At 41.2% G+C, this 12281-nt stretch carries 7 protein-coding genes and 1 pseudogene; 7 read left to right on the top strand and 1 reads right to left on the bottom strand.

Annotated features, from left to right (window positions below; translation table 11 throughout):
- Positions 1-190: 190 nt before the first annotated feature.
- From GC097_RS02650 to GC097_RS02625, 6 genes and pseudogenes are all read left to right on the top strand, one after another.
- Positions 191-1018 carry a response regulator transcription factor gene (locus GC097_RS02650; protein WP_171681806.1) on the top strand — a complete coding sequence of 276 codons (828 nt, stop codon included), beginning with the start codon at positions 191-193 and terminating at the stop codon, positions 1016-1018.
- A 358-nt stretch (positions 1019-1376) separates the two neighbouring features.
- Positions 1377-1576 (top strand): annotated as a pseudogene (locus GC097_RS02645) (hypothetical protein); the annotation flags it as partial.
- 147 nt (positions 1577-1723) lie between these two features.
- Positions 1724-3241, top strand: coding sequence for a sugar ABC transporter ATP-binding protein (locus GC097_RS02640; protein ID WP_171681805.1), 1518 nt, complete (start codon positions 1724-1726; stop codon positions 3239-3241).
- Between the two features lie 18 nt (positions 3242-3259).
- Positions 3260-4291, top strand: coding sequence for a galactose/methyl galactoside ABC transporter permease MglC (mglC, locus tag GC097_RS02635; protein WP_171681804.1), 1032 nt, complete (start codon positions 3260-3262; stop codon positions 4289-4291).
- Between the two features lie 923 nt (positions 4292-5214).
- Complete coding sequence (locus tag GC097_RS02630) at positions 5215-5397, top strand: hypothetical protein (RefSeq protein WP_171681803.1); 183 nt, start codon at positions 5215-5217, stop codon at positions 5395-5397.
- 52 nt (positions 5398-5449) lie between these two features.
- The gene (locus tag GC097_RS02625) at positions 5450-7108 is read left to right on the top strand and encodes a response regulator (RefSeq protein ID WP_171681802.1); all 1659 of its coding nucleotides are present in this window, start codon (positions 5450-5452) and stop codon (positions 7106-7108) included.
- A gap of 501 nt (positions 7109-7609) precedes the next feature.
- Here the strand turns inward: GC097_RS02625 and GC097_RS02620 are convergent.
- A complete protein-coding gene (locus GC097_RS02620; RefSeq protein WP_171681801.1) occupies positions 7610-9964 on the bottom strand; it encodes a helix-turn-helix domain-containing protein in 2355 nt (784 codons plus the stop codon).
- Positions 9965-10187: 223 nt separating this feature from the next.
- Between GC097_RS02620 and GC097_RS02615 the strand changes: the two genes are divergently transcribed.
- Positions 10188-11747, top strand: coding sequence for an ABC transporter substrate-binding protein (locus GC097_RS02615; RefSeq protein ID WP_171681800.1), 1560 nt, complete (start codon positions 10188-10190; stop codon positions 11745-11747).
- The last annotated feature ends 534 nt before the right edge of the window (positions 11748-12281 follow it).

Genomic DNA, 12281 nt, shown 5'->3' with positions numbered 1-12281 from the left:
TATGATGGGAGATTCGCAAAAATAATGGTATCGGAATGTTTGAATAAATCTCAGGATGGTTTGGGGCATTTTCATCTGGATGATAAACTCATTTCATTTCTGGATGGTGATGCAATACTATTTGCGCTGACATTTAATGCGATACAAACGTAAGGGTCACTTTGCCGGTTGGCAGGGGGAGGTAGTGAGCATGCTTAGGGTGATTATCGTTGAAGATGAGGAGATTATAAGAAAAGGGCTTGTTCATGGCATTGATTGGCAGTCCATGCATTGTACGGTTGTAGGTGATACGGATGACGGACAGAAAGGACTCCAATTGATCCAGCAGCACCGGCCCGATTTAGTGATTACAGATATTAGGATGCCTATTATGAATGGGATAGATATGTTGGAGAAGGCTGTGAGAATATACGCGTTTCATAGCATCATCCTGACCAGTTATACGGAATTTGAATATGCAAAGCAGGCTATTTCATTGAAAGTGTTTGAATATTTGGTAAAGCCTGTGGATGAAATAAAACTTGCGGAAATTATTGGAAATATTAAGAACATTAGGCAAGGTAGGGTTTATCACGACATTAACAATATAACGAAAACGATAGGCGATACACAACAAATGGATGTGGACGGCTTTCTTATTGGTGAATATAATCAGAATTATTATGTCAGTGAGACAATAAAGAAAATCAAAAGTGAATACCATAAAAAGCTGACCATTGAAGCTATTGCCGATGGATTGGGAGTAAGTCCAAGCTACTTGAGCCGTAAGTTGAAAGAGGTTACCTCCAAGACTTTTTTGGACATTCTTAACAAATACAGGCTTCAAATAGCTGTAGAACTGCTCGCCACAGGTAAATGCCGGATATATGAAATAGCAAGTATGACGGGCTTCAATGATTATAAGTATTTTTGTATTGTGTTCAAAAAATATACTGGAACTAGTCCGACAAATTTTATGAAGCCCAGTAAACTGGAAGTTGCTAGGAATCCGCGAGAAGAAAAGAATGAAAGTGGTTAATTATTGAAATTCATTGAAGTCAGAAATAAGTTCTGTAAATAGTTGAGACTAAAAAAAAGGTATATTTCCTTATGTTTCGAGGAGAATATACCTTTTTTATATATTGTTTACTTGAGGCCAGCACGCGTTTGGAGGAATTCCGTAAAGATTGAATATCCATTTTAGGACAAGCTCCTGTTTTGATTCTCGATATCAGTGCCGGTGGATTGCGGTTTTTATTGCATTTAAAATTGTTTAGGCCGTTTTTAGTTTGGTGTGTATTTCAATAGAAAGAAATCAGGATTTTGCATTTGTTTCTTTAGTCGCATGCCGTATATTTAGAAATGCAAATGAACAAAACAACCTTTTAGGGAGGGGGCTTACCGATAAAGCGAAAACAGCTAACGTGGGCCGGTTGTCTTCTTGTACCGTGTGCCGCTTGCTGATGACATGAAGAAATGGGATAAAGTTTACTGCGTAGGCGCGAGAGCTGAGCAATCCGGAACAGCTGTTCTTGCGAAAAACGACGATATGGCTCTTGGCGCTATCGAAGCTTTGAAAGCAAAAGGTTACTTCAAAGACAAGTAATCCGAATAGAAGCGGGCAAGAGCAGTTATCCGCTCTTGCCTTCCTTATTTGGAAACCCGTGCAAAGATATAGAGAAATAGGCTTAGAACAATGGCTTCACTCTGTGGGGATTATCGTGAGCTGGTAGGGGGAGTTACCATGACATTACATGAGTATTTACTGGAAATGAATCAAATCTCCAAAGAGTTCCCCGGCGTTAAGGCGCTGGATAACGTTACCCTGAAGGTTCGCCCAGGAAGCGTGCATGCTTTGATGGGAGAAAATGGGGCTGGGAAATCAACATTGATGAAATGCTTATTCGGCATTTATAAGCCGGATGGCGGAGAGATCAAGCTGAACGGCGAGACCGTGTCCATCCTTAATTCCAAGGATGCGTTAGTAAACGGCATTTCCATGATTCATCAGGAGCTGCACCCGGTTCCACATCGTAACGTGATGGAGAACATTTGGTTGGGCCGCTTCCCGCAAAGAGGCATCGGACCTTTGAAGCTAGTGGATCACAAGAAAATGCGTAGAGATACAGAAAAATTGTTTGAGCAGCTCCAGATGGATATTAAACCGGACACACTCGTTGGTACCTTGTCGGTATCGAAAGTGCAGTCCATTGAAATTGCCAAAGCCGTTTCTTTCAATTCTAAAGTCATTGTTATGGATGAACCGACTTCGTCATTAACAGGGAATGAAGTTGAACAGCTATTTCGCATCATTCGCGATCTGAAGAGTCGTGGCGTCTCGATCATCTATATTTCACATAAAATGGAAGAAATTCTTGAAATCTCGGATGAAGTAACGATTATGCGTGATGGAATAAAAATTGGGACGTGGCCATCGTCAGAGCTGACAACGGATATGATCATCTCGAAGATGGTTGGACGTGATCTCAAAGAGCGTTTCCCTGAACGAAGCAATGTACCGAACGGTGTATTAATGAGTGTTGAGGGACTAACTTCGGTAGTTCCAAGATCCTTTAAAAATGTTTCTTTCGACCTTCGCAAGGGAGAAATTCTTGGTGTAGGCGGTCTGGTTGGAGCTCAGCGTACGGAACTAATGGAAGCTTTGTTCGGACTACGTGGAGTAGTATCCGGTCAAATTTCGATCCATGGCAAGCAGGTAAAGCTTAAATCGCCGATTGACGCTATCAAGCATAAAATCGCGCTGCTCACGGAAGAGCGCCGCGTGACAGGGATTTTCCCGGTATTATCAGTGCTTGAGAATACGGTCATCGCAAACTTGGGTCGATACATGAACCCGCTTGGGTTCATCAATGAAGCGAAACGAAGAGTTGAGGTAGAGAAAAGCATTGAGATGCTGCGCGTGAAAACACCGAACATGCATGCGTTGATCAAAAACCTTTCTGGCGGTAACCAACAGAAGGTGCTCTTGGCCAGATGGCTGCTTACAGAGCCGGACGTGCTCCTGCTTGATGAGCCAACGCGCGGAATTGATGTAGGAGCGAAGTTTGAGATTTATTCCATCATTGCTGGCCTTGCGAAGCAGGGAAAAAGTATTATCATGATCTCTTCTGAAATGCCCGAGCTTATTGGGATGTCAGATCGAATCATGGTCATGTGTGAAGGACGCCTTACGGGGATCGTAGAAGGAAATAAAGCAACAGAAGAAGAGATCATGCGCCTTGCTGCACAGCATATGGCATAAATGGGGGGCCAAGAAACCATGAGTACAAAAACAGAAACATTAAAATCTAGAGACATTAGTGGGTTCGTGACCAAATACGCAATCTACATCGTATTGGTCGTGCTCGTTATTGGGATCGCAATTTATGATCCGCGTTTTTTATCCGTTAGTATCCTACGTGATATTTTGCTGCAGTCATCCACACGTGTCATTATTGCTTTGGGCGCTGCATTCATCTTGATCACGGAAGGTACCGACCTTTCGACCGGACGGATTGTCGGTTTGACAGCTGTTATCTCGGCATCCATGCTGCAAACGCAGGATTACGGCCGCAGATTCTTCCCGGATCTACTTCATTTACCGCTGCTTGTTCCAATTATCATTGCAATTCTAGCAGGCCTTTTGGTAGGTTTTATTAATGGGATTATCGTTGCTAAATTGAAAGTTCCACCATTCATCGCAACACTAGGAACGATGGTTGCAGTATACGGTGCCAACTCCTTATACTTCGACATGAAGCCGAATCAGTCTCAGCCTATCGGTGGCTTGAGACCTGACTTTAGTAAACTAGGAACAGGTTCTATCGGATCTGATGCCACGTATTCATTACCTTACATCGTTATTATTGCTGTTGCTGTAGCGATTATCGTCTGGATAGTGTTCAACAAAACTAAGCTTGGTAAATACATGTACGCGATCGGCGGCAACATTCACGCAGCAGTCGTTTCAGGGATTAACGTTAACCGTTACCTGATTTACATTTACTCCATCGCGGGTGCTATGTACGGATTGGCTGGGGTGCTGGAAGCGGCAAGAACCGGCGGTGCGACGAATAACTACGGAAACATGTACGAGCTTGATGCGATCGCAGCTTGCGTAGTCGGCGGCGTATCTACATCAGGCGGTATCGGGACGGTTCCAGGCGTTCTTGCTGGGGTATTAATTTTCAGCGTAATCAACTACGGTTTGACGTTTATCGGAATTAGCCCTTACTGGCAGTTGATCATCAAAGGTATCATTATCGTTGCGGCAGTAGCGTTTGATATGCGTAAATACATGAACTCTAAATAAGTTGATTAAATACCAGCTATCGTGTGGATTTTTTTGGAATTTTGGTTATCGTTTCACAAGGTGACAATTTGGGCTATGGGGAGCACATAACTTTTATGGTTTTGAAGTGACCCCTTTCCTAAGCCAATTTCCTTTATTCCCCATTTGTCGATAAAACGACTTGCAGCGAATTAAATCCAAGATGAGGTTGGTCAGTACTCTGAATGCATTGCTCCTTGCCCCCCTCAGTTGAAAACACTCTTGGACAGCTTGGACTAATCCTATATGAGGTTCCGAGTGTCTTGGAGCCAAGTTATGATCAAGTTATTGTTCGGGATAAGACATTGCATCCAGTCTCAGGATCGAAATGTAGTTAGAGTAGATATAAACATGTAAATCACATACTGCTACGAACTTCAACTCTAACCTCGACATAAAAGCAATCATACCTGGGGTTAAGGAGTGTTTTGAGCAATTTCAACATTGAAATTCATGCGGTCAATTTGCCAATCAGCTTAATACACGAATCTTTTTTCTGCAATCTAACGACATGAAAATACCTACAACGAAACCTTGTTAATCAAGGTTTTTTGCGCTCTGTGGTGGTAATTTCAACTCCAGTGGACGGCGTATTGTTTATATTGGGATTTACGATCCTTACACGTGAACGGTTCGAATGATTTCCAAATCGATTGACTGATCCTCCTTTTGGTAAATTTGGAATGCCTGCTCAGGAGACGAACGAGAAAGATATAATTTATGGCTCTCAGAGGTTTTTTTTCTTATTTTTTAGAGAAAATCTAATTTTTTGTTGTTCCTTTTGTGAGGACTTGAAACTAAGATTGGGCTACATCGATGTGTAGAAAGGGAGAAAAGTATGAACGTTTTCGTCGAACCGCGGGGTTTCTTGCAGCTGACTACAAGATGAATGTGAGGCAAGCATAATGGCTAAGACGGTAATTAAAGACGACGAAGCCTGGATTCGGGAAGTGCATAGAGAACATTTAAATGTAAATTTATGGATAATTCTTGATGAGGTCTTCCATGATGGGGCAGAGGCATTTAGGCTGGTTGAGATAGTCGATTTAGTTTGGTGTAAGCCGGTTGTGTATTCCAAAAGTAGTTAATTTCTAATTGTTTACAAATAAACTATATATGTAAATGTTTTGGGGGACGATTATGTACAAGCTGATTTTAGTGGATGACGAAGAAGATGTGCGGGAAGGGGCCGTCCGCGAAGTGAACTGGGAAGCAATCGGCTTCGAGGTTCTTGAGAAAGCGGAGAACGGTAGAGAAGCACTGGAAATGGTAGAAAGACTGCTGCCTGACGTTGTGGTAACGGACATTCAGATGCCGTTCATGAATGGACTTCAGCTTGCTGAAGCGATTCGGGAGCGCTTTCCTACTATTAAGCTCATCATCCTCACGGGGCATGATGAGTTCGACTATGCCCAAAGAGCGATAAAGCTTCATATTGACGAGTATGTGCTGAAGCCTTTTTCCGCGCAAGAGCTCATCAATATTTTACTGAAGGTGAAGGGGCAGATTCAGGAGGAAGAGGCACACCGGGAAAATGTACAGCTCCTCATGGAGCATTACCGGAAAAGCATGCCTGTGCTCAAAGAGAAATTTCTAGCGACACTCATGAACCGGAAACTCCCGCGTGAAGAAGTGTATGAGAAAGCGGCCAACTACGGAATTGAGCTAAATGGTAAAAGCTTCGTCGCTGCTGTCATATGTATAGACGGGGTGCTAATTCCTGAAGAGGACCTGGAAAATCGAGAAGAGCTATCCAAGTCGGTTTCATTGAAATATTCGAAGGATCAAGCGCTAAAATACTTCGCCCTATTAAATATTACAGAGGAAATTATCGATAAACGCCGTCTGGGCCTTGTTTTCATGCATAACGATCAAGTGGTTGTATTGGCTGCGAGAGAAAGCGAGGACAGAGGAGCCGCACTGCAACAGACAATGAAGGTGCTGGAAGAAGTGCGGCAGAATGTGGAGAAATATTTGAAGCTCACTTTAACGGTTGGTATTGGCACTGTCCTGAAGGATGTGACGAAGATCAGCTATTCGTATGAAGATGCGGTGCTGGCGCTGGATTATAGACTTATTCTTGGCAATAACCGGATCATTTCCATCAATGACGTGGAGATGCGTAGCGTGGAGAAGGTCCGCTTTGACGATGTGAAGGAGCACGCTTTGACGCGCTGTATTAAGTTCGGGACGAATCAGGAGATCCGGGTGACGATGGAGGAGCTTTTTCATGGGATTGAAGGGGCTGTCTCCGTTAAGGACTACCAGATTTATTTGCTCGAAATTTTGACTTCCATTCTGAAGGCGGCCAAGGATTCGAATTTGAATGTGGATGAGGTATTCGGCGACAACTTCATTCCTTTTACAGAGATCAATAAGTTCACATCCTTAGAAGAAGCCAAGCACTGGCTTGCCGAGCTGTGCGCCTCGATAATGAATCATATCGCTACGGACCGCCAATATACCTATAAGAATCTGGTGGAAATGGCCAAAGATTATACGAAAAATCATTATCATGAAGGCGATATTACGATTAATAAAGTGTGCGGCTATTTGCATATTAGCGCGGGATATTTCAGTAGAATTTTCAAAATAGAAACAAAAATGACCTTCGTTAACTATTTGAACCATATCCGCATGGAGACGGCGAAGGAGCTGCTACGCACCACAGATATGAAAGCGTTGGAGATCGCTGAAAAGGTAGGCTATGCCGATGCGAACTATTTCAGTTTTTCGTTCCGCAAAAATGTCGGCGTTTCCCCCAAGGAATATCGCAATAACAGTACTAAAGGGCAGTAGGTGATAAGGAGCGGGGGGTTAGTTTTGATACGAAGAGTAAGAGCTTTATCAGTCTTTGTATGAGGTGCTGCTGGACACAACAATGGGACAACTATGCGTTAAATCGTTAATTTCTTAATTTTTACTTGGAGTCTGTGGCAGATCTGAGGAAAAAATTCCCCTGCTTTTACTGTATAAAACATGGTTCATTATCGATAATTTGCTTATCTTGGCCAAGTACCATATAACTAAGTCGACTTTTCAAAAGCTGATCGTGGGTATCAATATCCTTTTGAATATCAGCAATATTTTTCTGTAATGACTCCTCGCGGCTCTTCGGATCGGCATGGTTGAACGTTGGGAACTGCTCGTCCCGACACATGCTCGTAACGTTTCCACATTGTATTATGATCGGTTCGATCAATATTTTTCTTATCAATTGTGTTAATGTAAAAGGTATACTTCCTCATACTGTGAGGAGAGTATACCTTTTGTTATTTTTGTTTCTTGGAGCGGGGCAATTCACGTTTTATTTTTCTCAATCTTGTATTGAGACAACGAAACGCCGAAGCGTTTTTTGAAAATAGTATAAAAATAGTTTGTCTCTTCCAAACCGCATTGATCTAAAATTTGCTTGGTTGAAAGATTGCTGTTGTCCAGCAATTGTTTGACATGATTCATTCGCACGTCAGTAATATACTCTGAAACGGATTTACCTGTAGCTTCTTTGAATATTTTCCCCAAGTAAACGTTTGACATTTGAAACTCGTCTGAGATGAGACGTAGATTTAAGTTATTATCACGGTATTGTTCCTCGATCACTTTTATGATTCTTGAAATTATTGAATTGTGTTTATTATGTTTATTTTGTTCCATGACGCGGATGATTTCGGAAAATATGGACAAGAAGGTTTCATGAATTTCTTCAATGGTTTCGAACTGCTCTATATTTCTGGAAACAATCTGGAATAGCTCAGGCTTTTGAAATTCATGATTTTCTAAAATGACATTAAAGGTTGTTCTTAACATGAAGCTTAGCTGCATAATGGACGAAAGCAAGTTTTCATAAGTCGTTCCGGAAAGTTGGCTAATAAAATCGTAGTACGCTTCGTTGGCTTTATCCAGATGGCCCAACTTCAAGGAATCAAGTAACATTTTGGCCTTACTCTCGGGAAAGGAAATTAGTGTTTCCTTGATCGAACTTCGGAAAGTTGGAGTCAGGAAGCTGCTATGCCCTGCTATGATCCGATAAGAAGATAGTGCCAATGTATTGGAATAACACTCATTGAGTTGGAAATAGGAATAGACAGGGCTGCTTAGAGTTGCGGAAAACGAGAGTTTCAAGTACTGGTTTACAGCGTGTTGCGCTAGTTCGATTAGGCCTCTTAAGGTACCTTCTGTAGTTTCAATATTCTCTGAGGAGTCGATTTCCAAAAGCAGCAGGAGTTGATTGTTTTCAAGATAAATATTTTCCAATTTATATCCTTCTGATATGATTTCATTAACGATGTTAGCAATGCCGAATTTTAAGAGCCAACGGTCTTTTTCATCATATCGGTCGAGGAAATCGCGATAGTTGTCCAGGCGAAGAAGTAACAACCTGAGCGGGCCATTTAGATTCAAATGGATGCCAAGCTCTTTTTGAGAAACCTGCAACGCTTCTTGATCAATATATCGGATACCAAGCAGCATATCTTGAAGCCACTTGTTTTTTAAGGGAGCGAGCTGTTCTCTTTGCTTGTTTTCCCATTCATTATTTTTTGTAATCATTTCTTTAAAAACGTTTTGCAGAAAATAGATGTCATTTGTCGAATGATCCTTATGATGAGGGTTTGTGAGATGTCCTCTAACTGTCTCTACAAGTCTGCCGACAGGAATATAAAGCGATCTTGACAAGATGAATGAGAAGAATAAACCGAGACCTAGGATCGTTAGACATATCCAAAGTGTAGAAGTTTTGGTTGCATCAGCTGCGCCGATAAATGTTTTATATGAAGTCAAACTAATAAATTTCCATTTTGGTTTATCGGAAGAAACAAAGGTAACATGATAATCTTGACCGTTCAGGTTCGTCTTAAAGCTCCCCGACTCTTGATCGGCCGCAAGAATAGTTTGGATATACGATTCTTGGTTCGCATTATGCAGAAACATGCTTTCTGAGGTATGGTTCACAATCGTTCCATTGGAATCAATCACGATAATTTCGTTTCCAGATCCTGCTATTTTGGCATTCAACGAAGCGATAAGATCGCGAAGAACACTTGCTTTGATATTGATGACAGTTGCAATGCGTGATTTTTGATTCGTATCCAGACTATCGAGCATGATATAGGTGTACACATTAGCAAGTTCAGAATCTGTTGCGGCTTGGGGTTTTGGAATTTTTCTGGCAATAGGCATTTCAGCAAGAGAATTTTTGTTCACCGTCTGCAACAATGATATAATGCCTTGATCATAGAAATTTTCTTTTGTATAAAAACTGCCCGTCTCTGTGGATATGATACGGTCCAAGGTTAGATTGATCGTATATACCGAGTGTACATAATCGTGTGGAAGTGAAAGGTTATCAAGGTTGCGCAAGGCATTTCCGAGCATAACCATATCATTTTCCTGATTATGCAGTAGTACGGATGTATATGGGCTCATCATAACAGTATTTATAAATTTGCTAACCAAAGTATCCATGTACTTCATGCTGTAACTGGTTTGGGACAGGATAGAAGTATTCATTCGATTGATATTATCCAAAGAAGCGGTAAAGAAATTTCGATAGAGAAGTGACGACAGTCCTATAATCAATAAAGTAACCGTTACCGTAAGAGCAAACAACATTTTTGCAAATAAGGTCTTGCGAGGAGATTTAAGCGGGAACGGCATGCGGGAGTTAACCTCCTTAAGATAGTTTGTTGTACATGTCACTTCTCCAACTCTGTGGTGTAATCCTTCAAAGAGTTTTCTCGATATGTGAAAAACAATACAATTTGTAGAAAAATGCATTTATTGGAGAACGTCATTAACGGTTCCATGTATTGCGTAATTGGATTGGAAAATGTAGAATACTGGCACGTAGGTTATTATTATCTCCATTGGAGGTTAAAATATGTTAAGAAAAAGGGAATCCAAGTGTCCTGTATTGATTTTGGCAATCCTATTTGCTGCGGTATCTTTGATTTCAGGATGTGACTCCAATAAACCGACCAAAGATATATCTGGAACTGATCAAGTCTTGGTAACTGATCGTCCAAGTCAGAAAGATCTGCCGCAAGTAGAATTGGTTTATTACTTCCCTTCCCCGCCGCAAAAGGATCTGCAAGCTATTAATGAAGAGTTGAACAGATTAATTAAACCCAAAATAAATGCCACAGTTAAGTTAAACATGATTGACCTTGGGAATTATGATCAGAAGATGGACCTGATGATCGCTTCGGGCGAACCATTCGATCTGGCATTTACATCAACATGGATCAATAACTACTTTCAAAATGCTTCCAAAGGAGCCTATGTAGCGATTGACGAATTACTTGATAAGTATGGCACCAAAACAAAAGCCGGTGTACCGGCTAATATATGGAACGCTGCCAAAGTGAATGGCAAGTTGTATGGTGTGATCAACTACCAGGTTATGGCTACTAGCTATGGATTCGATGTACAGAAAGAACTTGCTGATAAATATCACTTTGATTGGAAGAATGTAAAAACATTTGAAGATTTGGAGCCTTTTCTGAATGCTGTGAAAAAAGGGGAGACTAACAAGATTCCGCTGGAATACTCGACGACTGGAGACATTTTTGTAGGCGCCGCACCCTTGTATGGTTTCGATATTATCGGCGACCAAAAATTGCCCGGCTGGGTTCGGTTGAACGATAAAGACTTGAAAGTAATTGACCAATACGACTCTCCGGAGTTCAAGAAACTTATTGTACAAACCAGAAAGTGGTATGAAAAAGGTTATTTTCGAAAAGATGCTGCCACAACGAAAGAGATAGCAGCTGACCGAAAAGCAGCCAGATATGCAATGGCGATGCCAGCATACCAAACGTTGGATTCGACTGAAGATCCCTTTAGTAGCGGGGGGTTGAAGGCGATAACGGGGGTGGAATGGTACAGAAAACGTTTTACCAAGCCAATCATAACGACTGACCGTGCTGCGGCAACAATCACGGCTATCTCAAGTACGTCCAATAATCCAGAGCGGGCTATGATGTTTCTCGAACTGATGAACAGCGATCCACAAATTGCCAATTTATTAAACTTCGGTATCGAAGGCAAACAATATAAGAAGATATCCGATACACGTATAGAGCGGATCAAAGATAGCGGATATGATCCGAATTTTCCATGGGTATTCGGGAATAATTTAATCTTATGGAAAACTGAGAACGATACTTCTAATAAGGATGAAATGTGGAATCAATTGAATAAAAATTCCGATTTATCACCAATCCTCGGTTTTACTTTTGATACGGAAGCTGTCAAATCTGAAGTCGCGCAGTGCCAGGTCGTGATCGACCAATATTTATCTGCACTGACGACAGGAACAGCCGATCCTGACAAATTTCAGCCGGAATTTATTGGCAAGCTGAAGAAATCCGGTGTCGATAAGATTATCGCCGAGAAACAGAAACAGCTGGACGAATGGCGTAAAGTTAATGGGAAATAGTAAAAAGTCTTCAAACCCACTCGGGTTTTGGAGACTTTTTCATTTTCTGATGGTGCAGAATTTAGAGAAAACTTTAAAAAAAGTAGACGCATATTCTTTGTATTTTGAAGAATTCATGTATTTTTGATGTTCAGGATATACGTTCACATTGCTTATGATAGCGATATGACGGAAATTATGGGGGCAACTAATAGAAATTATCGATTTTTCGGATAGTTGTACCGAATTTTCGGATATTTTCACTGATGACGTTTCATTTAAGATGATTATGAGAATAGAGGTGTAAGAATGAAAAGTTTTTTTAAAAGGCACGATCGCTTTTCCTGAACCGTCCAAATCTAGTGAGAAATTTCATGTGAAATGTCATTATTCTTAAGAGAAAGTTATGATATAATATGTTACTTTTGAATAGAAGGCCGCTTTTTGAAGGTTTTCTAAATCAGTAATACTTCTCAAGGGGCGAGAATGTGTTAGGAGGGATGTAAGCGCATTCAAAAAAAGTTGTAGCAAGTAAAACGGTTTGTGATAGTCGAG

Origin of the sequence: Paenibacillus planticolens (assembly GCF_013141725.1) — a bacterium.
Taxonomy (GTDB): domain Bacteria; phylum Bacillota; class Bacilli; order Paenibacillales; family NBRC-103111; genus Paenibacillus_E; species Paenibacillus_E planticolens.
The sequence above is the reverse complement of the archived record's forward strand: the minus strand, read 5'-3'. Positions and strand labels throughout refer to the sequence as shown.

What these genes read in the sequence shown, in the direction of transcription:
- GC097_RS02615 (WP_171681800.1), top strand. Translation starts at nt 10,188, where the DNA reads ATGTTAAGAAAAAGGGAATCCAAGTGTCCTGTATTGATTTTGGCAATC.
- GC097_RS02650 (WP_171681806.1), top strand. Translation starts at nt 191, where the DNA reads ATGCTTAGGGTGATTATCGTTGAAGATGAGGAGATTATAAGAAAAGGG.
- GC097_RS02620 (WP_171681801.1), bottom strand. Translation starts at nt 9,964, where the DNA reads ATGCCGTTCCCGCTTAAATCTCCTCGCAAGACCTTATTTGCAAAAATG.
- mglC (WP_171681804.1), top strand. Translation starts at nt 3,260, where the DNA reads ATGAGTACAAAAACAGAAACATTAAAATCTAGAGACATTAGTGGGTTC.
- GC097_RS02640 (WP_171681805.1), top strand. Translation starts at nt 1,724, where the DNA reads ATGACATTACATGAGTATTTACTGGAAATGAATCAAATCTCCAAAGAG.
- GC097_RS02630 (WP_171681803.1), top strand. Translation starts at nt 5,215, where the DNA reads ATGGCTAAGACGGTAATTAAAGACGACGAAGCCTGGATTCGGGAAGTG.
- GC097_RS02625 (WP_171681802.1), top strand. Translation starts at nt 5,450, where the DNA reads ATGTACAAGCTGATTTTAGTGGATGACGAAGAAGATGTGCGGGAAGGG.